The organism is Clostridium hominis (genome assembly GCF_014287825.1).
Taxonomy (GTDB): Bacteria; Bacillota; Clostridia; order Clostridiales; family Clostridiaceae; genus Clostridium; species Clostridium hominis.
In genome coordinates, this window is sequence record NZ_JACOOO010000004.1 from 131,470 (window position 1) to 154,276 (window position 22,807).

23 protein-coding genes are annotated in these 22,807 nt (G+C 28.9%); 5 read left to right on the forward strand and 18 right to left on the reverse strand.

Annotated features, from left to right (window positions below; all coding sequences use genetic code 11):
* Positions 1-233: 233 nt before the first annotated feature.
* The 4 genes from H8S20_RS02475 to H8S20_RS02490 all read right to left on the reverse strand — a co-directional run bounded on the left by H8S20_RS02475 (position 234) and on the right by H8S20_RS02490 (position 3,254).
* Positions 234-638, reverse strand: coding sequence for an arsenate reductase/protein-tyrosine-phosphatase family protein (locus tag H8S20_RS02475; protein ID WP_032119724.1), 405 nt, complete (start codon positions 636-638; stop codon positions 234-236).
* A 79-nt stretch (positions 639-717) separates the two neighbouring features.
* Positions 718-2,460: an arsenical pump-driving ATPase gene (gene arsA, locus H8S20_RS02480; protein ID WP_032119725.1), complete on the reverse strand. Its 1,743-nt coding sequence runs from the start codon at positions 2,458-2,460 to the stop codon at positions 718-720.
* Positions 2,461-2,477: 17 nt separating this feature from the next.
* A complete protein-coding gene (gene arsD / locus H8S20_RS02485; RefSeq protein WP_032119726.1) occupies positions 2,478-2,855 on the reverse strand; it encodes an arsenite efflux transporter metallochaperone ArsD in 378 nt (125 codons plus the stop codon).
* A gap of 30 nt (positions 2,856-2,885) precedes the next feature.
* On the reverse strand, positions 2,886-3,254 hold the full coding sequence (locus H8S20_RS02490; RefSeq protein ID WP_042282094.1) for an ArsR/SmtB family transcription factor: 369 nt from the start codon (positions 3,252-3,254) through the stop codon (positions 2,886-2,888).
* Between the two features lie 228 nt (positions 3,255-3,482).
* Here H8S20_RS02490 and H8S20_RS02495 point away from each other — a divergent pair, with 228 nt between their 5' ends.
* Positions 3,483-3,773 (forward strand): hypothetical protein, encoded by a 291-nt coding sequence (locus H8S20_RS02495; RefSeq protein ID WP_032119727.1) that lies wholly within the window; start codon positions 3,483-3,485, stop codon positions 3,771-3,773.
* 80 nt (positions 3,774-3,853) lie between these two features.
* Here the strand turns inward: H8S20_RS02495 and H8S20_RS02500 are convergent, their stop codons facing one another.
* On the reverse strand, positions 3,854-4,537 hold the full coding sequence (locus H8S20_RS02500; protein ID WP_032119728.1) for a hypothetical protein: 684 nt from the start codon (positions 4,535-4,537) through the stop codon (positions 3,854-3,856).
* A gap of 18 nt (positions 4,538-4,555) precedes the next feature.
* The gene (locus H8S20_RS02505) at positions 4,556-6,319 is read right to left on the reverse strand and encodes an urease accessory protein UreH domain-containing protein (RefSeq protein WP_032119729.1); all 1,764 of its coding nucleotides are present in this window, start codon (positions 6,317-6,319) and stop codon (positions 4,556-4,558) included.
* A 138-nt stretch (positions 6,320-6,457) separates the two neighbouring features.
* On the opposite strand from H8S20_RS02505, the gene H8S20_RS02510 reads away from it, so the two are divergent.
* Positions 6,458-7,159 (forward strand): response regulator transcription factor, encoded by a 702-nt coding sequence (locus H8S20_RS02510; protein WP_032119730.1) that lies wholly within the window; start codon positions 6,458-6,460, stop codon positions 7,157-7,159.
* Positions 7,152-8,540, forward strand: a complete 1,389-nt coding sequence (locus H8S20_RS02515; protein ID WP_032119731.1) for a sensor histidine kinase — start codon at positions 7,152-7,154, stop codon at positions 8,538-8,540. The genes H8S20_RS02510 and H8S20_RS02515 overlap by 8 nt, the downstream gene beginning before the upstream one ends.
* Positions 8,541-8,629: 89 nt before the next feature.
* On the opposite strand, the gene H8S20_RS02520 is transcribed toward H8S20_RS02515, so the two are convergent.
* From H8S20_RS02520 to H8S20_RS02555, 8 genes are all read right to left on the reverse strand, one after another.
* Complete coding sequence (locus H8S20_RS02520; RefSeq protein ID WP_032119732.1) at positions 8,630-8,818, reverse strand: hypothetical protein; 189 nt, start codon at positions 8,816-8,818, stop codon at positions 8,630-8,632.
* Positions 8,819-8,959: 141 nt separating this feature from the next.
* The gene (locus tag H8S20_RS02525) at positions 8,960-9,175 is read right to left on the reverse strand and encodes a hypothetical protein (protein WP_032119733.1); all 216 of its coding nucleotides are present in this window, start codon (positions 9,173-9,175) and stop codon (positions 8,960-8,962) included.
* 189 nt (positions 9,176-9,364) lie between these two features.
* Positions 9,365-10,432 (reverse strand): ABC transporter permease, encoded by a 1,068-nt coding sequence (locus tag H8S20_RS02530; protein ID WP_032119734.1) that lies wholly within the window; start codon positions 10,430-10,432, stop codon positions 9,365-9,367.
* Positions 10,423-11,517, reverse strand: coding sequence for an ABC transporter permease (locus tag H8S20_RS02535; RefSeq protein ID WP_032119735.1), 1,095 nt, complete (start codon positions 11,515-11,517; stop codon positions 10,423-10,425). The genes H8S20_RS02530 and H8S20_RS02535 overlap by 10 nt, the downstream gene beginning before the upstream one ends.
* Before the next feature lie 11 nt (positions 11,518-11,528).
* A complete protein-coding gene (locus H8S20_RS02540) occupies positions 11,529-12,464 on the reverse strand; it encodes an ABC transporter ATP-binding protein (RefSeq protein WP_032119736.1) in 936 nt (311 codons plus the stop codon).
* Between the two features lie 120 nt (positions 12,465-12,584).
* Complete coding sequence (locus H8S20_RS02545) at positions 12,585-14,003, reverse strand: potassium/proton antiporter (protein ID WP_032119737.1); 1,419 nt, start codon at positions 14,001-14,003, stop codon at positions 12,585-12,587.
* A 190-nt stretch (positions 14,004-14,193) separates the two neighbouring features.
* Positions 14,194-14,832, reverse strand: coding sequence for a response regulator transcription factor (locus tag H8S20_RS02550; RefSeq protein WP_032119738.1), 639 nt, complete (start codon positions 14,830-14,832; stop codon positions 14,194-14,196).
* Between the two features lies 1 nt (position 14,833).
* Positions 14,834-15,985 carry a sensor histidine kinase gene (locus H8S20_RS02555; RefSeq protein WP_032119739.1) on the reverse strand — a complete coding sequence of 384 codons (1,152 nt, stop codon included), beginning with the start codon at positions 15,983-15,985 and terminating at the stop codon, positions 14,834-14,836.
* A gap of 201 nt (positions 15,986-16,186) precedes the next feature.
* Here H8S20_RS02555 and H8S20_RS02560 point away from each other — a divergent pair, with 201 nt between their 5' ends.
* Positions 16,187-16,765 carry a YeeE/YedE thiosulfate transporter family protein gene (locus tag H8S20_RS02560; protein WP_032119740.1) on the forward strand — a complete coding sequence of 193 codons (579 nt, stop codon included), beginning with the start codon at positions 16,187-16,189 and terminating at the stop codon, positions 16,763-16,765.
* Positions 16,766-16,771: 6 nt separating this feature from the next.
* The gene (locus tag H8S20_RS02565; protein WP_186859223.1) at positions 16,772-17,338 is read left to right on the forward strand and encodes a YeeE/YedE thiosulfate transporter family protein; all 567 of its coding nucleotides are present in this window, start codon (positions 16,772-16,774) and stop codon (positions 17,336-17,338) included.
* Between the two features lie 88 nt (positions 17,339-17,426).
* Here the strand turns inward: H8S20_RS02565 and H8S20_RS02570 are convergent, their stop codons facing one another.
* The 4 genes from H8S20_RS02570 to H8S20_RS02585 form a co-directional block, all read right to left on the reverse strand.
* Positions 17,427-18,827 carry a flavin monoamine oxidase family protein gene (locus H8S20_RS02570; protein WP_051986962.1) on the reverse strand — a complete coding sequence of 467 codons (1,401 nt, stop codon included), beginning with the start codon at positions 18,825-18,827 and terminating at the stop codon, positions 17,427-17,429.
* A 116-nt stretch (positions 18,828-18,943) separates the two neighbouring features.
* Complete coding sequence (locus tag H8S20_RS02575) at positions 18,944-20,104, reverse strand: iron-containing alcohol dehydrogenase (protein ID WP_032119741.1); 1,161 nt, start codon at positions 20,102-20,104, stop codon at positions 18,944-18,946.
* Positions 20,105-20,399: 295 nt separating this feature from the next.
* On the reverse strand, positions 20,400-21,755 hold the full coding sequence (locus tag H8S20_RS02580; protein ID WP_032119742.1) for an MATE family efflux transporter: 1,356 nt from the start codon (positions 21,753-21,755) through the stop codon (positions 20,400-20,402).
* Between the two features lie 107 nt (positions 21,756-21,862).
* Positions 21,863-22,687: a MerR family transcriptional regulator gene (locus H8S20_RS02585; protein ID WP_032119743.1), complete on the reverse strand. Its 825-nt coding sequence runs from the start codon at positions 22,685-22,687 to the stop codon at positions 21,863-21,865.
* Positions 22,688-22,807: the final 120 nt, after the last annotated feature.

Here is a 22,807-nt window from a genome sequence, read left to right on the forward strand (position 1 = left end):
ATATAAAGAAAAATATAAATTTTATAAATCTAAAATAATTGAAGATGAAAGTTTAAAAGATGAATTTGATATAGAAGCTTATAAGAAAATGCTTGATATTGATTTTGAAGAAAAGTATATGAAACTAGAGCGAGAAGATAAACGAGCTTTTTGAAGAAGTTTTATAGAAGAAATTAAAATAGACCATGAAGGCAATGTAAAATTAAAATTCCACTAATCATGGCCTTGTATTCTTATATCTCTTTGTTCTTTATCCTTCTCGCTAAATCCTTAACCTTTCTTTCTATTTCTAAAGCACAACTTATTATTTTTTCTTCGTTACCTGTTGGGTCTTCTAACCCCCAATCTTCAGTATGCTTTGCTGCTAGGTATGGACAAACTACGTTACACCCCATTTTTATAGCTATATCAACTTCTGGAATATCACTTAATAATTTTGATTTTTGAGTTTGGTTCATATTAACATTATATAAATCTTGTATTATTCTCACAGCATCTTGATTTATTTGAGGCTTTGTTTCAGTTCCTGCAGAGTAACTTTCAAAAACTTCATTTCCAAATAGCTTACCTAAAGCCTCTGCCATCTGCGATCTACAAGAATTATGTACACATATAAATGCTACCTTTGGTTTATTCATATCTTATCTCCCCTAAACTATATTAGACTGTCTTAAAGTTAATTTTATCATACAAAAAGCTTTAAGACAGTCTAAAAATTTATAATAAATCTATTAATTTATTTCCCTTTAGCTCTTCTAGCTTCCACTCTACTACTGCAAAACACCCCTTAGAAATCTCATTGACTTTATTTATCCATTCGATTTCATGACTTGCCTTAGCTTTTAAAATTATATTAGTTGTATTTGCCGCATAAAGACTAGAATTTATAACCCACCACTTTGAGTTAATCTTTGCTCTATCTAAATCTTCCTTAAGCCTCATAGACTCATAAACTGGAGTAGTTTCAGGTAAAGTTACTATTATTACTTCTGTTTTATCTTTATCTCTTAACTTAGGCAATAACTCTCTCACTGAATCAGGTATATCTCCATTTGAACGAGCAATTTCTTTGTTATAGCTTTGAGTGGAATCTAATAGCAAAAGTGTATGGCCTGTTGGAGCTGTATCTATTACCACAACTTCATCTTCACATTTCTTTACTATTTCTGCAAAAGCTCTAAATACTGCAATCTCTTGAGTACAAGGTGATCTTAAATCCTCTTCTATATATTCAATATCCTCTTCACTCATATTTTCCCTTGCTTTACTTAAAACTTCTTCTTGGTATTTTTTCAATTCTTCTTTTTCATCAATGTGGCTTAAAGTTATTCCACAGCTCTGATCTAAAACAAGTTTTAAATGGGCCGCTGGATCAGTAGTAGTTAGATGAACCTTCTTACCTTTTTTAGATAAACCTAAAGCTATTGTAGCTGCAATTGTTGTCTTTCCAACTCCACCTTTACCCATTGTAAATATTACTTTTTTATTTTCTTTATATAAATCTTCAATTACATCATTTAATTTCCCTAAACTTTTAACCTTTAGAATATCAGAACTAATATTAACAATATCACTATTAAAAAATAATCTTAAATTCTTTATACCAGTGACATTATAAGGTCTTAAGCTAATTGTGAATATATCTAAGTCATTTAATCCTTTAGGAATATTTTTTAAAGCTCCTTCTTGTTTAATAAATATACCTTCTGATAATTTATCGTCCTCTCCTTTTAACACACCATTTATTATTAATAATTGATTTTTTATTTGTAAATCCTTTAATTCATTTGATGCTCTTTCAGCTTCTACTAATGGTGATTTATCAGGACGTGCTACTAATATTAATGTTGTTTTTTCGTTATCAGCTAAAGTCCGAACAGCTTTTTTATACATTTCCTTTTTATCTTCTAAGCCAGCTAACTGGCCCAAACATGATGCACCATGAGTATTGTCCTTTATAAAATTACTCCATGCTGAAGGTAATTGTAACATTCTTATAGTATGGCCTGTTGGTGCTGTATCAAAAATAATATTATCAAATTTATCACTCACGGTTTTATCTGTGATAAAATTAGTAAACTCATTAAATGCAGCAATCTCAACGGTACATGAACCAGAAAGTTGTTCCTCCATATTGTCTATAATAGCTTGTGGTAACTTGCCTCTATAAGGAGCTATTACATTTTCTCTATATTCTTCTGCTGCTTTTAATGGATCAAAGTTCGCTACTACCAAATTAGGGATATCTTTTATCCTAACACCTTTATTATCTAATTCAGTATCAAATACATCTTGAAGATTTGATGCCGGATCTGTGCTTACTAACATAACACTCTTTCCTTTATCAGCAAGATATACTGCTGTAGCACAAGCCACTGATGTTTTTCCCACTCCTCCTTTTCCTGTAAAAAATAAATACTTAGTAAAGTTAAAATTATTTATATCAAATTCTTTAAACATTTATTATCTCCTAACCCTTATTTAATTCTTTTAGCTTTACTTGAAGATACTTTATGGTTAACAGTTTTTTCTATACCTTTGAAAAAGTCACTTGGCAAATTAAAAAAGCTAGCTATCTCTTTATTAGACAAATAAGAACCCATCTTAACTATCTTATTATCTATAACAGTTATAGGTAATACTTCTATCCCTCTTGTATTAACTATCTGATTTATTGTTTGATTAAATAAAAATGCTTGTGGCGCACTATTAGGGTTATACCTTTCTACCATAATTCCATTTTCTTTTAATTTATTTATAACTGTAGCTATCCTTAAAAGCTCTGGATCTATACTTACTCCACAAAGTCCTGTTGAGCAACACATAGCTGGATCATAAATAACCATTTTACTCATAAAATCCCCTCTCCTTTTAATACCTTTTTATTATTTTTCAACATACAATAAATTTTCCTTTTCACATAAACAACTCTTCTCTTTACATGAACATTCTTCTCTTTTGCAGATGCAATCTTCAGTTTCCGTAACTATATTCATCAAAAACAATATAAGCCTATTTGTATTAGTTATATTTAACCTATAGTGGTTCCACGTTCCCTCTTTTCTACTCTCCACTAATCCACACTCACTTAAAACTTTCATATGGTGGGATAATGTTGGCTGAGTAAAATCAAAATACTCTAAAATCTCGCAAGCACATCTTTCACCACAAGATAAAATATCAATTATTTTAAGTCTGCTAGGATCACTTAAAGCCTTTAATATCTTACAGTTTTCTTCATAACATCTTTCCATATAATCCTCCTTATATAGATATTAATCTATACAATATATAAAGGGTTTGAAGAATATATTCTTTTAAGCCATATGAAAACTTTATTATATAGATATATATTTATATATTACTCACTGCTTTAATTTTGTTTCCTACATTTTTTATATATTAATACTTCTTCATAATTTCCACACATTTTAGATTTAGAATAATATCTATAATCAAAAAATTTATGAGGTGATTAAATTATGAAAATTTCTAAAAAAGTAATAGGTTTAACTCTTGGGGCAACATTAATGTTTGGTGCTGGTACAATGGTTGCTAACGCTAAAGTTAATAATATGTCTTATAATAGAGCTGCTCTAGGATATACTCAATTAAGCAGTCAAAACGATAATTATAACGATAATTCTAACTACAATTATGATGATGAAGAGTTCTTTAGAGATATGTATAACCATTGTCATGGAAATAGAAGTGAAAATACAGGCTATAGAAATGGAATGATGAATAATTCTTATAATATGATGAATTATTAAAATAAATTAGGCTATATCAAAACCAAGTATATAAAATATACTTGGTTTTAATATAGCCTTAAAATATTGTTTAATTAATTTTAGTGACAATTTGTTGAGCTTCTTATTAATGTATTTACATCTGATGATGTTTCAATATAAGTAACTAGATCTTCTTCTGAAACATATGCCGAAATAAACTCTTCATTATACTTCCATATATAAATTCTATCATTAGTAGGTATAAAATACTTCATAACTATAGTTCCTTCTCCAAGGATTTCCTTTAAAGTACTATAGCTTTTAATATCAGAAATGTCATTTATATAATTAGTATCTAAAGACTTTGAACTAATATCAACGATTTCTGAAGTTAAAACTATTCTGCTTTCTATATTGACTAACTTGTCCATAAAAAATGTTGTATCTAGAAAATACTCAATACCATCCTCTTCGTATATCCAATACATAACCTTTAATGTATCGTCACCTTCTTCTGGATAAACTACTTCACCTTTACTTCCAATTAAATCTATTACCTCATCAAAGGAAAGAAAATTAGCTTTACTATCTTTTTCAAACTTCAAATTTTTAAGATTTTCTATTTTGGACAGGTCCTCTATAACTGGTGTTTTTTGAGTATTTGATACAGAAGATATTTCTTCTTCTGTACCACTTTCTTTACCTATTGTGTCATCCTTTGTGCTACATCCTGCAAAAATAAAAATTGTAGAAGCTACTAAAGATATTCCTATTAGTTTTTTATATTTTTTTCTTATAATCATTTATTTTCTCCTTTTAACTTAAAAATACTTTTTTCTTAAAACTTCTTTATCAATACTTTTGAAGTCTGATTCTGATAGAACTTCAATAATCGTAAATATCCTATTTCCTCTTATTAATCCATATTCTCCGGATTCTAATCCTTCTAATGTTAATGTTCCCTTTCCGTCCTCAATGCTAATTTTTGAAATAACTTTACTAAGTGTACTATCTAATAAATAATACATTCCATCAATCTCTGATAAGTTTCCTACATCAAAATTAATTGTTAATGGAACATCCTCCTGTGCAACTATAACAAGTGGTTCAAAATCTGTTTTGTCAGCTGTTACATTTATCACTTGCTCATTATCCAAAATTTCCATTTCTTTTATTAATTTAGAAGTGGGAACTTTAGATAAAGGCATCCCATAAAATTCAACCTCCTCAGTTCCAGCTACTGAATCACTAGGAGATTCATCTTCCTGTGTAATTGAATTTATATCATCAACAACTTTTATCTTCCCACGCTTCATTCCCATCCAACAACTAAAGTTAATATCTCCTTCAGTAGGTGTAAATTCTATTACATTTTCACCTCTAGATAATTTTTTTCTAATATCTAAGCTTGGAAAAATCACTTCATTATTACAAGAGGTTAAAGTATCTCCATCTATTATTAATTTAGTTTTTATTCCTTTTTGAACATATATAGTTTTAGGAGAATATCCAGATGCTATTGCAGATATTCTTATTGTTTGCTCGTCTCCATTAATTACTGCCACATTTTCAACGCTAGTACTTATCGTTGTTTCTTTATTATCAGAAGCCAATGTAAAATCTACACCTAAAATTGCTAATCCTCTATTTGTCATGGATATACCTAATACTAAAACAATAGCACCACTTATCTTTAATAAATTCTTAGTCCCCCTTTTAGTTAATAAGCTTGATATAACTCCAAATAGTAACATCAGTGGGATTGTCCCTAAAGCAAAGAAGAACATAGATAAAGCTCCTGAAACTATGCTTCCAGTAGATAATGCATATAGTTGCATAGCCTGAAGTGGTCCGCAAGGCATAAATCCATTTAATAAACCAACAATAAAAGGTGTATTCTTTTTACTTGACACCTTACAGCTTGACCACGGTAACTTTATGTTAAATCGTCTAAGGGCTTTAAAGCCATAAATGTTTAATCCCATTATCACCATAAATATACCTGCTATTATAGATATAAAACCTTGTGATAATGAAGATAATGAAAATACACTACCTAATCCTCCGACTATTCCACCAAGTATTGTATAAGAAATAACTCTTCCTGAATTATAAAGTAATGAAGGCTTTAACCTTTCAAATTTTGAACTCTCTTTTATAGTTATACTTTGAGAAATCATAATTCCACCACACATACCTATACAGTGAAGCGAAGAAAAAATTCCTATTGTAAATAATACTCCATAGCTTACTTTCGATGAAAGTGATTCTGAAATATTAAATGAACCTGAGTTATTTCCTAATATAACTATAAAAATTGCTATTGCTACCATAATTAACATCGGAAATGCCTCTGACGATTTTTTATTATTATCCCCAACTGTATATCCTGCCTTCTTAATAGCATCAGTTATTTTATAAGTACTACAATTAAAATCATCAAATTTTATGTATACTTTACTAGTTTTATAGTCCGCCTTTACTGATTTAACTCCATTTAACTTTTTAATTTCTTTTTCTATTCTGTTTTCACAAGATGTGCACACCATATCATTTATAGTTAATGATATATTTTTAATTGACAAATCTATCACCTCATATTTAAATATAGAATAAATATAAAATAAAAATATGTAGAAATTATGGAGTAATCTTCATAATTCCTACATAAAAATAAAGAATAATTTATATGTAATTTGAATCTCACTTAAGGAGTAATACTTATGAATAACAATATAAATATTTTAGTAGTAGATGATGAAGAAACTATTGTGGATGTAATAGAAGCTTATTTAAAAAACGCTGGATACAATGTTTTCACAGCATATGACGGAAAAGAGGCCATTAGTATATTTAATAATGAAAATATAAATTTGATTATTTTAGACTTGATGTTACCAGACATAAGTGGTGAAGAAGTTTGTAAAATAATAAAAAATGAAAAAGATGTACCTATAATAATGTTAACAGCTAAAATTAATGAGGATGATATACTAAATGGATTTAACTTAGGTGCTGATGACTATGTTGTTAAACCTTTTAGTGTAAAACAGCTTATAGCAAGGGTTTCTGCCGTCCTTAGAAGAGTAAAAGATCTTTCTTCTAGTCCTATACTATCCTTTAATAATGGTGACTTAATTATAAACTTAGAAAGTCATGAAGTTAAAAAAAATAATAAGTTAATTACACTAACTCGTTCTGAGTATAATATTTTATTAACACTTTCTGAGAATATAAAAAGAGTTTTTACTAGAAATGAGCTTATAGATAGAGTTATGGGGGAGGATGTAGATGTTTTTGATAGAATAATTGATTCCCATATAAAAAATTTACGCTCTAAAATTGAAGATGATAGTAAATCACCTAAATATATTTTAACTATCTACGGTGTAGGCTATAAGTTTGGTGGTAATAAAGATGATTAAGTTAAAAAATAAAGTAATATTATTATTTGCTCTTTTTTCATTAGCTATAATCTTACTTACAAATATAATCTCAAATATATTAATAAAAAATAACTTTAATCAATATATCAAAGGTACAATCGAAGAAAGAAAGGCCTCCATTATAGAAGATGTATCTTCTACTTATAATTATGGTAGATGGAATCTGAAAAATCTAGATAAGATTGGATTATCAGCTCTTGATAATGGTTTAATAATAAAAGTTTCTGATACAGATGGAAAAGTTATATGGGATGCACATAAAAACTATGGCTCTATGTGTCAGATGATGTTAGATGAAATGAATTCAAATATGGGGAAAATAAATCCTAACAATAAAGATGAATACGTTGAAGAGTCTTATAAGATTAATAAAGGTCTTGTTGATATAGGTACTATATCAATAGGTTATTCCGGTCCGATATACTATAATAATTCAGATATTATGTTTTTTAAAGCATTGAATACTACTTTAATAATAGTCTCTGTATTAGCAATAATATTATCAATTGTTATTGGAATACTACTATCCTCTAATATAAGTAAGCCTATTTTAGACATGGCATCTTCAACTAAAGAAATTTCAAAAGGAAATTATAATAAGAAGCTTAAATGTAACAATAATATTAAAGAACTAAATGAAATGATATGTTCCATAAATGAACTTTCTAATAGCTTACAAAAAGATGAAGAGATGAGAAAAATGTTAACAAGAGATATTTCTCATGAGCTTAGAACTCCCTTAACTACTATAGGGCTCCAGATAGAATCTTTAATTGATAAAGTATGGGAACCTACGGAAGAAAGATTGATTAGTATTCAAAGTGAAATTCTTAGATTAACTAGATTGGTTAAATCCCTAGAAGAGCTATCTTACTATGATAGTGATTCACTTATTTTAGAAAAAGAAGAAGTAGATATACAAGAAATTATTAAAAGTTTAGTCATCAACTTCGAAAAGCAAGCTCTTGATAAAAATATTCAAATAACGAAACACCTTACATCAGTTATTGCAAACATTGATAAAGATAAGATTAGTCAATGTATTATAAATCTACTCTCTAATAGTATTAAATATACTGAACCTGGTGGAGCAATAGAAATAAGCTTACTAAATGATGATAAAAATGCATATATATCTATTAAAGATAATGGAATAGGCATGGAATCTCATCATTTAAAAAATATTTTTAAGAGGTTCTATAGAGTTGATTCATCTAGAGCTAGAAAAACTGGTGGCGTAGGAGTTGGCTTAACTATATCAAAATCTATAATCGAAGCACACGGTGGAAACCTACATGTTAAAAGTAAACTTCATGAGGGAAGCGAGTTTATAATAGTAATTCCTTTAAATTCATTATAATAAATACCATATAAAAATAGCGATAAGTATTCAATTCTAAGTATACTTACCGCTATTTTTATTTTTCAAGTATATCAATTTTATATGCCCTAACTCTTATTATTCTTATTAATATTAATATGATTAAGGAATGCATTAACAAAACAAAGTATAGCTGTAACTCCTTGTAATAATAGTAGTGATAATGATTTATTATCACCTATACTAAATGTGAAAGCTATTAAGAAACAAATCCCTGCCAGTATCCACAAATTTCTGCTTAACTTTAGCTTCTCCATAATTCCCCCGCCTACTTAACCTTATTCTTACTTTTCTTAGAATCAATATAAGTAAGGTAAGTAGCAATAAAAATACCAAATGCAACCCAAGGAAAAGCAGCGTTTATAAAATTACCCATAACAATTACTCCTCTAAATTTATTATTTACATATAATTCTATTAAATATTTTTCTTTTATATTCACTTAATGGAAGCCTATTATGATTTTCAAAATACATTCCCATAAAAATTAAAGTAAGTCCTAACCCTGCACATATACCTTTTGTAAATTCTGGAAAAATACCACTTCCATTTATCAATAAAAAAATGCAATTAATTAACAATCCATATTTTAAATATACATTAAATTTCTTCATATCATAACCTCCTACATAAATTTATTATCCCTCTTGAAACCACAACTTTACTCCCTGCACTTAGAATCAATCACCTTTAACACAGTCAAACCATGACCCTTCACTTGCTTTAAGCACTCTTGGACATTTGCACAGCAAATCTTTTCCCCACACCACGGTTGTCTTTTCACCTCAGGTCTGCTGATTCCATTATTCCTTTACAAAATCTCTTAACCTGAAACTTCCTGCTGTAAAGAATACTGCTGACATTAAAAGTATTATAATTACTGGTACTAAAACCTCTCCAGTGTTAATTATTCTTAGCAACCAAGTAAATGGTGAAATCACACTTATTTTATTTATTATTTCTGGGATATTTTCAAAAGAATTAAGTTCTCCACTAAACATAGCTATTCCATAAGACATAAGTCCAAATAATACTATGAATAAACTTGCTAAGCTTTGATTTTTAATCCATCTTGTTGATGCCACTATCACTGCAGTCGTAAACATACTTCCTAAGAATATTATTAGTATTCCTTGTGCAATATTACAATTTGGCATTTTTAAGATAGCTTGTAATATTACAAATGCTAGACTACTTAATACTCCTTGAATTATAAATGTTGATAAAAATAAGCTACCTAAGATTTCAATATCTGAATTAGCTGTTGCTATAGTTCTTCTCAATACCTTTTGAGCTTTAAGCTTCATTATATCCTCTGTAATAATAGACCCACCTATCATCATTAGATAGCATATCATTATAATAGTCATTGTATAATCACCTTTATCTACTACATCTGATGTTTGTATTGTAGTAACTATAGAATTAGTACTTAGTACTGTACTAATATCCTCTTGCAATTTATCATTAATATAAGTTGTTATTATATCTTCAGCCATTATAGAACCTGTAGTAACTTGGCTTTTATAAGCTTTAACCTTTGGGGCTTCGCCTTTATCTAGAAGCTCTTTAAAGCTACTATCTATAGAATAAATTACTCCAACTTTGTTTTCTCTTAGTAAATTCATATTATCTTCAATAGTTCCATTTACTATTTGAACACTGTATTTCTCATTCAATTTATCAATAATTTCAGTAGAATATTGTGACATACTATTATCTATAATACCAATTGTGCCTATTCCTTCGCTTCCACCACCATTACTTAAAAATACAATCATTCCAATAGGTAGTAGTAATGTTACTATCAGCATAAAAGGATTTTTTAAATGTCTTTTTATATTAATTAACGTTAATCTTATTAAGCCCATAATTTCCTCCTACTAACTAAACTCTCTTTTATCATTGCTATTAAGAATGAGACCACTGAAACTGCTAGTACTATTAGTATCCATTTTCCTGCTCCTTCTAAATTCCCATTCAAATTATAAAGTGTAAAAGCATTATTTAAATAATGTGTTGGTGTAAGTAAAGCTACAGTATTTCCTTTCCCCATAAATATCTCTCCTCCTATTATAGGTAAAATAAATACTAACCCGCCTAAAATTCGTCCATACTTAGCACCAAAAAGTGTTGCTATTAACTTAACTGTTCCAACTACTAAAATAGAAGCTGTTAATACTAATATAATAAGGCTTATAATATTACCTTCAAAGCCTAATCCTGCAATTCTAAAAAACATTACATATCCTGCAATTATTATAAAAGTATAAACTAATAGTGCGGCAGATTCATATAAAAGATACTGTAATTTTGTTAATGGTGTAGAATTAACTCTCTTATCTAAATTCATACTTATATCAGTATACCCACTTTGAATATTTGAGAATATAAGCATTGAGATTACAAATCCAAGCATAGATGCTACTGTTGTTTCAAAAGTATTAGCAGTCTTAGGTATATCAACTATTTCCTCTTCTATAATTGACATTCCTGTAATTTTATTTAACTCTTCAGGGCTTCCCCCTGATAATGATACATAAAGACTTTGATGGTATTTATCTAAAATTATCTTTATCGTATTTGTAATGGCAGTATACCCTTCTTCTTTTTTGTTTATTATAACTTTTCCCTTATTTAATGATAAAAGATCTTTCTCATAGCCTTCTGGTATTATTATTTCTGCTTCCGGCTTACTATCAACTACTTGAACTATATCCTTCATATCATCGCTTTTTAAAAGTTCTACTAAATTATTTGACATTTCAGAATTATCTTCATCAACTATCTGAATGTTTAGTGATTTAAGCTTTAAAGGGGCGTCATGAACTGTATTTTGTACAAAGCCCATAAATCCTGCTAATATTATTGGAAAGCCTATAAAATACACTAAAGTTATAGCTCCACTTGATACCATACTTTTAAGAGTAGTTTTTATATAATATAAAAGTTTCATGTTCCTTCCCCCTAATCTCTTAAAGTTTTTCCTGTTAATGATAAAAATACATCTTCAAGCTTAGGTTCTTCATAACTTATTTTCTTTATATTAACTTCATTTTTTTCTAATAAAGAAAGCGTATTTGCAAGCTTAAATTTAGAGTTTATTGTAAGAGAAATACTATTCTCCTTATCTCCTATCTTAATTATTCCTTCATCATCTTTTAAAGCCATAATAGTCTCACCAGTTATATCTTGAGCTTCTATAATAACCTTATTATTAGGAAATACAGAAGCTTTAATATCTTCCCTATCTCCATAAGATATTTCTTTTCCTAAATCAATAATAAATACTCTCTTACATAACTCCTCTATTTCTTCCATGTAGTGAGATGTATAAATTACAGTAGTTCCCCACTCTTTACATATATTTTTTACAAAAGAGAATATATGATTTCTTGATTGGGGATCAACCCCTACTGTAGGCTCATCTAAAATTAATACCTTTGGGTGATGAAGTATTGCAACAGCTAAATTAAGTCTTCTCTTCATACCACCTGAAAATTTCTTTACCTTTTGCTTTCTACTATCTTCCAATCCAGTAACTTTAAGAGCTTCACTTATCCTTTCCTTTAAAACCTTACCTTTTAATCCATATAAAGCTCCAAAGAACTCTAAGTTATCATAAGCATTCATTTCTTCCATTAATGCTAAATCTTGTGGGACATAGCCTATACATTCCTTAGCCTTAATTGGCTCCTTTAAAATATCATAGCCACAAATTTTAATTGTTCCACTATCAGGAGTTAAAAGGCTTGTCATTATATTAATTAAAGTGGATTTCCCAGCCCCATTAGGTCCAATAAACCCAAAAATCTCCCCTTGCTCAACTTCATAACTAACATTATCCAGTACTAATTTATCATTAAACCTTTTTGTTACATTCTTAACTTCAATAATTGCCATAAAATAGCCTCCTATAATTATTCTTATATACTATATTAATATAATAAGATAATCCTAGGAGGCTCACCACACCTTAAAGTCACTAGATAAATGACTTAAGTCACTATTAACTTTTTAAATTTATACGGATTCTAAATTTTCTATACCTTCTCCACTTAAAACTAGTATATCTCCTTCTTCTATAATACTAGCTCCCTTTGGAATTATAATTTCATCTTTCCTTTTAATCATTACTATAAGTATTTCATTAGGTATATCAGCATCCATAATGCTTTTATTAACCCAATCGCTATCTTTATATATAGTTAACTCTATTAGCTTACTACTCATCTCTCCTGTATAATCATTAAATGTCTTAAAAACAGTAGTGCTATTATCTACTAAATCAAGTTTTTTTGCTAATATAGGTATTAGTGTCCCTTGAATTGCTACTGAAAATAATGCAACGAAAAATATTATATGAAATATATCATTTTCTATTTTTACACCGTAAGTCATAGCATATATAGCAAAAACTAATGATGCAGCTCCTCTTAATCCTACCCATGAAACAAATAGTTTTTCATTTCTTGAATATCCAAAAGGCTTTAATATTAAAAATGTAGCTACTGGCCTTGCAATAAATACCAAGAACATTGATATGGTCATAGAAATTCCTATTACAGTATTAAATTTTGATGGAAATGATAAAAGTCCTAATAGGAAAAATAATGCTATTTGCATTATCCAAGATACTCCATCAAAGTAATAAAACAAATTCTTTTTATGTGGAATCTTGCTATTACCAATTATTACTCCTGCTAAATAAACACTTAAATAACCATTTCCCCCTAGCCATTCACTTAATGCATATGCAAATATAGCTATAGCTGTTAAAAAGATTGTATCAAATCCCTTTATTTCAAAATCAACATTCCTAAGTATATAAACTGAAATCTTAGCTAGTATAGCACCAACTAAAATTCCAAATATTACTTGCTTAAGTATTATAACAATTAATCCACTTGCTGATCCACTACTCATTAAAGTTAAAATTGCTATAGTAAGCATATATGCTGTAGGGTCATTACTTCCACTTTCTACTTCTAATAATGATGCTAAAGAACCTTTTAGATTCAACTTTTGTGACCTTAATATAGCAAAAACTGATGCTGCATCTGTAGACGCTACTACTGCGCCAGTAAGAAGCCCCTCCAATATACTAACCTTTAAAATAAGTGAAACAAATATCCCTGTAAGTAATGTTGTTATTATTACTCCTACAGTAGACATCAAAAGAGCAGGTTTTAAAGATGGTTTAGCAACCTTCCAATTTGTTCCGAAACCTCCATAAAACATTATAAGTACTAAAGCTATAGAACACAGCTCATTTGTTAAACTATAATTTGCAAAATATATTCCTACAATACCATCAGACCCAAAAAGCATACCTAATACTATGAAAACTAATAATATAGGCACTCCAAATTTATATAAAACCTTACTAGCAGTTATAGAGATGAGCAAAACTAGTCCACATATCATCATAGTGTTCATCATACGCATTCCCCCTTAATTTTATTTTTTTGCTTTATATATGTATAATTTAGTGTAATACATAATATGTGTTAAAGCTTTTTTAGGTTACTTTTTAAATCACCTAATATTTTCTATATAATAAAAATAACCTCCTAGAATTTTTAAATATTATATAAGATAATCCTAGTAGGCTAATTAGAATTTAAATAATTTAAGTTACTATTCCATTTTTAAATGCAAAAATTGCAATTTGCGTTCTATCTCTAAGCTCTAACTTAGAAAGTATATTAGTAATGTTATTCTTTATAGTTCCTTCTGAAAGAAACATGTCTTCTGAAATTTCTTTATTAGAAAGACCTTTTGCTATCCCCTCTATTATTTTAATTTCTTTTTGAAGTAAGCCATACTTTTCTAAATCAGCTTTAACTGTAGCATTACTTCCCATCATTTCAGTTGCTACATCTGGATGAACTACCATATTACCTTTATATGCTGTCTTTATTCCTTCATATATTACATCATGAGCGCTATCTTTTAACATGTATCCAAAAGCTCCATATTTCATAGCTTCTTGAATATACTCTTTATCCTTAAAGGTTGTAAGTATAATTACCTTAATTTTTGTAAATTGTTCTTTAATAAGTCTTGTCCCCATAACTCCATCGCAATCCTTCATTCTTATATCCATAAGAACTACATCTACATTGCTGCTTTTACATACTTCTAAAGCCTTATACCCATTTTCCGCTAATCCTACAACTTCTATATCTTCAAATAGAGATAGCATTATCTTTAAGCCTTCTCTTATTAACATCTCATCATCTACAATTAGCAGCTTAATCTTCTCCATATTATACCTCCACCTCTTTAGGTACTATGACCTTAATAAAGAATCCCTTTCCTTTACTTGATTTCATATCAACTATTCCATTAATCTCTTCAGTTCTTTCTCTTATGCTCTTAAGTCCTACCCCTATCTCCTTAATTTCATCTGTTCCTATACCATTATCATTAAAGGATATTACAAATTCATCATCGGTAAAATTCATAATAACCTTAATCAAAGTTGCTTTACCATGTCTTAAGGAGTTAGATAAAACTTCTTGTGTTATTCTATAAATATGATTTATTTGTTTAGAAGATAAGCTCCACTCACCTTTAGATATTATACTTTTAACTTCTATTCCAGACATTTTCTCAAAGTTCTTACATACTTCTTGAATTCTTAAAAGACCTTGATAATTATCGTATTCATCTGGTTTAAGCTCCCTGACAGCTTTTTTTACATCTTGAAAACTCTCATTTATAAAATTTCTTAAATTATTTGCCATAGGTCTTATCGAACTACCTTCTTTAGCAGCAATAGCTTCCATAGCTGATAGTTGAATCATAGCAGTAGACAAAGCATGTCCTACACTATCATGAATCTCTCTTGATATTCTATTTCTTTCCTTTAATAAAGTAACTTCTTCAATAGAATGTAAATATCCTTCTAATTCATTATTAGCATAGATGAGCTTTTCTTCTGAAACCTTAAGCTTATCATAAAGCTTCTGAGCCTCTTTCTTGGTTATATAAAGCTTAGATATATAATTAAGCAACATAAAGAAAATACTCATTAAAACAAAATAAATAAAGCTTTCCTCAATACCAGAGCTAAAACTCTTAGAAGTACTAATTCCTAAAATAAATCCAGCAAAAATATATTTAAGGTTTTTATTTTTTAATGTAAATATATCTATAGATACTCCTATTAGATAAAATATTATACTCCCACCAAAATTAATTTGAATTAATGGTATTGCTATAATTTCCAATATTAAAGATAGGATGTATGTCCAATCTTTTTTAAAATAAAACATTCTTAAATGATTATTTATAATTAACAATAATATAGATACTACACTTAATACACTCTTATTTTGACCTATTACAAATAACTGAAATACAAGAATAAAAATAGCAATGTATCTTATTAATAATAGTTCTTTACTTCTTCTCATAAAATTCTCCATTACCTTTATTTAATTTCCAATATATTAATATTGTATCCTAAAGTCTTTCTTTCAAGCAACCTTTGTTATAATAATCCAACTTTATATCGCTAATAATATTCATATTGTGTGATATAATCACAAAACTCAATCACAATTACATATATAATTTTATTTGTACTTAAAATAAATAAGTAGGAGGAAATCATCATGAAAAAAAATACTTGGATGAAAGGTGCTTTAATATTAGGCTTTTCATTTTTTATAGCAATCTTTTTAGTTAAACCTATCGGTGTATCAACTCAATTCTCAGTTCTATCTGGAATTATTCATAGTTCAATAGATAAAAATGTTATAGTTGCAGATCCATCAAGGGAATCTGGTTACAGCAGTACAAATGCTTATTATGATAAAAATGAAGGTAAATTAGCAGAAGAAATAAAGAAACCTTTAAATTATAGTAATGTATTTGTTTTATCAATACCAGTTGGAAGTTTGTTAGGCTATGCATTACTTAGAAAAAAAACAGCAAATAGAAAAATTGATGAAGAAGTTGAAAATTGTGAAATAGGCAAAAATAAGCCTATATTAAGTACCTATGTAATACCTTTTGTAGGAGGTTTTATATTATTATTTGGTGCTAGAATGGCTGATGGTTGCACTAGTGGTCATATGATGAGCGGAATGATGCAAGGTAGTGTAAGCGGATATGTATTTGCCGGAGCAGTTTTTGCGACTGCAATCCCCACAGCTATTATAGTTAAGAAATTTAAGGATAGGAGGGCTTAATATACTATGGATATAAAGATTTTACTTGCGATATTATTAGGTGGATTTTTTGGTTTTGCTTTATATTATGTAGGGGCAACAGGTTTTAGCCACATATCAAAAATGCTTAGATTAGAGGATTTATCATTAGCCAAAATCATTCTTTTTGCAATAGGTTTTTCAAGTGTTCTATTATCAATAAGTGCTTTATTAGGAATATTTGATATGTCTCATTTAAGTATTAAAACTATGAACCTTGGAGTAATCATTGGAGGTCTTATATTTGGAATTGGATTTGGGGGAGCAGGAACATGCCCCGGTACCTGTGTAGGCTCCGTTGGTGGAATATTCGGATTTAAAAAAGCGATAAGTGCAGTTATAGGTGGATTATTTGGCGCATTTGCATTCTCAATGCTTTATGGTAGCTTTAAGGATATGGGCTTATTTAACACCTTAAATTATGGAAAAATAACTTTATTTAATATTTCTGATAAATATCCTTCAGTTTTTAATACAGGATATCTTGGATTATTAGTAGTTGGTATCTTATTTATGATAGGGGCATATTTTCTTCCAAAAAAAATCTTAAAATAAATAGCAATAAAAAAAGAAAAGCATCTTTAATTATACATTTGTATATTTAATCATGCTTTTTCTTTAATATATTATATATTAATTTATTTTATTTTATCTTTTCTAATATCTCTTTACATACTCTCTCCCCACTTTCAACTGCACCATTCATACACCCTTGAAAATCTATAGATGTTTGGTCGCCTGCGAAAAAACAATTTCCTTCACTTTGTCCTTCAATACCTGCGAATTTAGTATACTGACCAACCTTATAATATGGATATGAACCTAATGTCCATGGGTTACCAGTCCAGTAATCTAATGTTGCTTTTCCATTCCATTTAGAATTACGTCTTGGTATAACTCTATCTAATCTATTAATAAATGTTTCTACATATTGCCTTATATACTCTTCATTATTATACGAAGCCCCAACCTTTCCCCCTGTACAATTTACTAATATCCCTTTAGAACCTAATTGTCCACGACTTCCATCCCATGAACATTGATAGCCAATATTATTATAAGTGACGCCATTATTATTAACTTTTTTCCAATACCTATTCGTAAACTGAACATTTAGTTTTGAGTTATTTCCCATAGCGAGCTCATCTATTGCTATTTTTTTTAGTTTGCTAAAATTAGCCTTATCATAATTAACACTAAGATTAATAATACTAAAAGGGATTGCTAAAACTACTATATCTGCAAGTACACTTGCTACTTTGCAAGAGCTTTGGAATACTAATTTATACTTATCATATTTAACCTTAGATATAGATAAAAGCTGAGTTTTAAACTTTACTGTCCCTTTAGGAAGAGATCTATACAATCTCCATGTTAATCCATCATTTCCACCTTTAATTCTGTACATTTTATCAGCTTCTCCAAATATGTTGAAAACCTCTTTTTCTCCAGAACCAAGAGCATAAACTATATTAAGAGCACTTTGCTTATTAGTTTCTTCTCCATATTCAGTTGTATATGCTACATCTAACAATCTTCCAAAGTTAGAATTAATACCTTCTGGTACAGTTTCGTTAATCCAATCTCTAACTGATATATGATCTAGCTCATATCCTCTTTTAGTATATTTATTATAAAGTGTTGGGTAACCTGCCTCTTTATAGTCCCTTTTAACTTTTTCATATATACTTACCCAATCTTTATTTGCCTCTTCGTAAGAATAGCCTTGCCCATTAAAAAAATAAAAAGGATCATTTTCCTTCTTAGCTATCTCTCCAATGTTCTCTAACTTCAGACCCATTTCCTTAGTTAATTCTTTAATTTCTTTATGACTTGAATCTATTAGTTCTCCCCCATGCTCAGCAATTTGATTATCTAAAAAATAATCTCTTATGCTAAAACACCTTCCTCCAACTCTTTCAGAAGCTTCAAAAACCTTACACTTTATTCCTGCTTTAGATAACCTATAAGCACAAGTTAGCCCAGCAAGTCCCGCCCCTACAATCACTATCTTAGGTTTCTCTTTCTTATAATCCTCCTCCATCTATTCACCGCCAAAAAAATCCTTATCCTAATATAATATGAAATAAAATTTATTTTGTTTATCTTTATTCCAAATAAAAGACGCAAGTTTACATAACTTGCGTCTTTTTTTAATTACTATAAGCACATACTAAAAATCTTATATACATCTTCTTTGTTTAAAGAAACATAAGCATATTGTAAATTTCCATGGTTAACTGCTGCTTCTGCCATTTCTTTAAATTTAGAATCATCAATTCCTACTTCTCTTAAAGTCATTGGAATACCACATTCCTTAAAGAAATTTTCAGTTGCATCTATTGCTTCATTGGCAAGGGCAAATTTATCTTCATTATAAGGTAAATTCCATACATTCATTGCATAATCTACAAATTTATCAACTGTTTCATCTTTTAATATATATCTCATCCAACTTGGTGTTAATATTGCAAGGCCTACACCGTGAGTTATATCATAATGTGCACTTAATTCATGCTCCATTGGATGACAACTCCAAGCTCCAACCTTACCACTTCCAGTAAGTCCATTTAAAGCCATAGAACTAGCCCACATTAAATTTGCTCTAGCTTCGTAATTTGCTGGGTCTTTTAATGCTATTGGGCAATATTTTATACAAGTTTGGAGTAATCCTTCTGCTATCTTATCTTGAACAAAAGCATCTTTATCCTTCTTAAAGTAATTTTCAAATACATGAGACATAATATCTGCTGTACCTGCTGCTGTTTGAATAGCAGGTAATGTATAAAGGTATTCTGGATCTAATATTGAAGTTTTAGGAGACATGCAATTTGCTCTTGTTCCTAGCTTTTCATTAGTATCCATTTTTGAAATAACAGCTCCACTATTCATTTCTGAACCAGTAGCTGCTAATGTTAGAACTGTTACTATAGGTAATGCATTGGTTATCTTTGATGAGTCAATAACTATATCCCAAGTATCTCCCTCATAATAATATCCAGCAGCTACGACCTTTGAACAATCTATAGTGCTACCTCCTCCTACAGCTAAAATAACCTCTATATCATTCTCTCTACAAAGCTCTACTCCTCGTCTTACAGTTTCTATTCTTGGATTTGGTTCTATTCCATTTAACTCTACTATATTATAATCCTTCAGTAATTCTTGTATCTTACCATATATGCCATTTTTCTTTATACTTCCTCCACCATAAGCAAGTAACACATTCTTACCATATTTACTTAAAACCTCTGGTAGATTAGATATTTGACCTTTTCCAAATAACATTTCTGTTGGAGCATTAAATCTAAAATTATCCATTTTCCTTCCTCCCTTTAATCTCACTTAAACTTATTGTTTTTATTTGCTTAAGTTTTTACTCATATTTTATTAAGCTCTTATTTATATCCTCATTTAAACAATATCTTAATGTCTAATTCTACAATTTTAATTATAAAACTTAGAGTTAACTCCAAGTCAATACTTATATATATTTATTAGCTCGAATAATAAAGTAATTTCTTCTTTCTACTACTTAATTCATTCTTAATATTTTTAGTACTTTACTATTCTTAGTAACAGAAAAAAGCTAACAATTTCTTGTTAGCTTTATATTCTATATAACTTCCTTATTACCTTTTCCATAGGATAATGATAATTTATCACTTGATTTTCTCATATAATTAAATGCTACAACCACTGTAACTGCCTCACTAAATGGTACTGTTAGCCATATACCAGTTTCTTCAAAAATCATAGGCAGTAGTATTATAAATACTATTATTAAAATAACTCCTCTTAAAGCTGATATGATAGCAGAAGTCTTTGCATCTTCTATAGCCGTAAAATATGCTGATGCTAATATATTTAACCCATTTACTATAAAGGCTATAGCATAAATTCTAGTTGCTTCTACAGTTAAGCTAACTAAAGCTTCATCGCCTTCTGTAAACATTGAAATAAGAATTTCTCCACCAAACATCATAAGTATTGTACTTAATACGCCTATTACAGAAATAGTTATTATTGCAATCTTCATTAACTTTTGTATACGCTCTTTATTTTTAGCTCCATGATTAAAGCTTATTATAGGACTTATCCCATTACATATTCCTGCGAAAACTGCTGTTACTAATGATGCTATATAAAGTATTATTGAAAATGCTGAAACTCCCATCTCTCCTATTTTTATCATAAGTACTATATTAAAAATATAAGTCGAAAATGCTACCGCAAACTGAGTTATACCTTCTGATGAACCATTATAAAATATCTTTATTACCTTTTTTGCATCAAAGTTAGTTTTAACAAACTTAAGTATGGAATCTTTTTTCAAATATTGAACTAATGCAAATAAAAATCCTATTGTAAAAGCAAGTCCTGATGCAACTCCAGCTCCTGCTAATCCCCATCCGAATTTAACTACAAATATATAATCCAATACTATATTAAGGGCAGCTCCAATTATGTCCGCAACCATAGCATGATTTGGTTTCCCCATTACCCTTAAATTTGCACTTAAATAAGAACTTCCTACAAATGTTGCTAAAAATAAGCACAGAGCTCTTAAATACTCCACTACTAATGGCATAAGTTCTTTGCTAGATCCTAAAATCTTAGCAATAGTAGGTGTAAATAATAAAGTAAATACAGATAACAATAAAGTTATTGTCGTAAGTATATAAAAAGCTAAACTAAAGCTTCTTCTTGCTTCTTCTTTATCTCCTCTTCCTAAATCTATACTTGTTATAGTTCCTCCCCCAATTGCAACCATAGTTCCAAGGGCCATTGCAATGCCAAAGAAAGGCATAGCTAAATTAACTGCTGAAAGTCCAGCCGCCCCAACTACATTTCCTACAAATATCCCATCTACCACTACATAAAGCGAAAATACTATCATCGCAATTACTGAAGGAATTGAATATTTAACAAATAATTTTCCTATGTCCTCTTTTCCTAAAGTCAAATCCATACAATCACTCCTCCAAAAAAGATAATAAGGTATAGCGTAACACTATAGTCAATCTATTTTTTACTCTAATATATAAAATACTCCTTCATACTACTCAAGTATGAATATTATAATTTCACACTTATTGATATTTTTATTAAATATCCATCATAACCAGCAACAGATAATTCATCTAAAAGAACATCTTCATAAAAATACCCCTCAAACTTTAAGTTATTGTCTTGACCGAATTTTATTATTCTTTCATAACATTTATCTATAGTATAAAAACCTCCATTATGATAAGCAATTAAATATAATCCTGCTTCTTTTTTATATAGCTTTATATTTTCATTTTCTTCATAAACTCTAGTATAAAAATAATCATAATTATCATATTTTCCTTTTTTTATATTATCTGAATTTATCATTTCTCCCATACTATGCGGACTATATATTTCATTTTCATCGCAATATTTAACATGATTAGCTATTGCTTTTGCAAGGCTCCTTTCATTTGTCACATTGCTACACTCTGTTAATACTAATAATTCTTCTTCACATCTTTCAATAGAAATCTTATCTGTATCTATGTTAAATACCTCTTTTGTTATAGAAAGCTTTCCTTCTATTACCTTTTTCATTCTAATCAACATATTAATTTTTTCATCTATTATTTTATTCTCCTCTTCAAGAAGAGAAATAAGTTCCTTAGGACTTCTCTTATCTAAATATGCTTTTATATCTTTTAAAGGCATATCTAATTCTTTTAAAGCAGATATTACATAAAATACTTCAATCTGAAAGACTGAATAATATCTATAATCATTATCTTCTTTTATTTCCGGCGAAAATATTCCTATTTTATCATAATGAAACAATGTATGCTTCGTAACCCCTACAAGCTTTGCAAACTCACCAGTAGTAAAGTAATTTTGTTTATTTTTATTCATATCTAAAGCACCTCAATAAATCAATTATAACTTCGTATATTTACTTATACAACAAAGTTAGATTTATACATATTATATATTAATGAAAACTCTATTTATATCTAATTAAAATACAAAAGA

Excerpts from the sequence above, each read along its gene's own strand:
- H8S20_RS02475 (WP_032119724.1), bottom strand. The coding sequence starts at position 638 with ATGAATAAACCAAAGGTAGCATTTATATGTGTACATAATTCTTGTAGA.
- arsA (WP_032119725.1), bottom strand. The coding sequence starts at position 2,460 with ATGTTTAAAGAATTTGATATAAATAATTTTAACTTTACTAAGTATTTA.
- arsD (WP_032119726.1), bottom strand. The coding sequence starts at position 2,855 with ATGAGTAAAATGGTTATTTATGATCCAGCTATGTGTTGCTCAACAGGA.
- H8S20_RS02490 (WP_042282094.1), bottom strand. The coding sequence starts at position 3,254 with ATGGAAAGATGTTATGAAGAAAACTGTAAGATATTAAAGGCTTTAAGT.
- H8S20_RS02495 (WP_032119727.1), top strand. The coding sequence starts at position 3,483 with ATGAAAATTTCTAAAAAAGTAATAGGTTTAACTCTTGGGGCAACATTA.
- H8S20_RS02500 (WP_032119728.1), bottom strand. The coding sequence starts at position 4,537 with ATGATTATAAGAAAAAAATATAAAAAACTAATAGGAATATCTTTAGTA.
- H8S20_RS02510 (WP_032119730.1), top strand. The coding sequence starts at position 6,458 with ATGAATAACAATATAAATATTTTAGTAGTAGATGATGAAGAAACTATT.
- H8S20_RS02515 (WP_032119731.1), top strand. The coding sequence starts at position 7,152 with ATGATTAAGTTAAAAAATAAAGTAATATTATTATTTGCTCTTTTTTCA.
- H8S20_RS02520 (WP_032119732.1), bottom strand. The coding sequence starts at position 8,818 with ATGGAGAAGCTAAAGTTAAGCAGAAATTTGTGGATACTGGCAGGGATT.
- H8S20_RS02525 (WP_032119733.1), bottom strand. The coding sequence starts at position 9,175 with ATGAAGAAATTTAATGTATATTTAAAATATGGATTGTTAATTAATTGC.
- H8S20_RS02530 (WP_032119734.1), bottom strand. The coding sequence starts at position 10,432 with ATGGGCTTAATAAGATTAACGTTAATTAATATAAAAAGACATTTAAAA.
- H8S20_RS02535 (WP_032119735.1), bottom strand. The coding sequence starts at position 11,517 with ATGAAACTTTTATATTATATAAAAACTACTCTTAAAAGTATGGTATCA.
- H8S20_RS02540 (WP_032119736.1), bottom strand. The coding sequence starts at position 12,464 with ATGGCAATTATTGAAGTTAAGAATGTAACAAAAAGGTTTAATGATAAA.
- H8S20_RS02545 (WP_032119737.1), bottom strand. The coding sequence starts at position 14,003 with ATGATGAACACTATGATGATATGTGGACTAGTTTTGCTCATCTCTATA.
- H8S20_RS02550 (WP_032119738.1), bottom strand. The coding sequence starts at position 14,832 with ATGGAGAAGATTAAGCTGCTAATTGTAGATGATGAGATGTTAATAAGA.
- H8S20_RS02555 (WP_032119739.1), bottom strand. The coding sequence starts at position 15,985 with ATGAGAAGAAGTAAAGAACTATTATTAATAAGATACATTGCTATTTTT.
- H8S20_RS02560 (WP_032119740.1), top strand. The coding sequence starts at position 16,187 with ATGAAAAAAAATACTTGGATGAAAGGTGCTTTAATATTAGGCTTTTCA.
- H8S20_RS02565 (WP_186859223.1), top strand. The coding sequence starts at position 16,772 with ATGGATATAAAGATTTTACTTGCGATATTATTAGGTGGATTTTTTGGT.
- H8S20_RS02570 (WP_051986962.1), bottom strand. The coding sequence starts at position 18,827 with ATGGAGGAGGATTATAAGAAAGAGAAACCTAAGATAGTGATTGTAGGG.
- H8S20_RS02575 (WP_032119741.1), bottom strand. The coding sequence starts at position 20,104 with ATGGATAATTTTAGATTTAATGCTCCAACAGAAATGTTATTTGGAAAA.
- H8S20_RS02580 (WP_032119742.1), bottom strand. The coding sequence starts at position 21,755 with ATGGATTTGACTTTAGGAAAAGAGGACATAGGAAAATTATTTGTTAAA.
- H8S20_RS02585 (WP_032119743.1), bottom strand. The coding sequence starts at position 22,687 with ATGAATAAAAATAAACAAAATTACTTTACTACTGGTGAGTTTGCAAAG.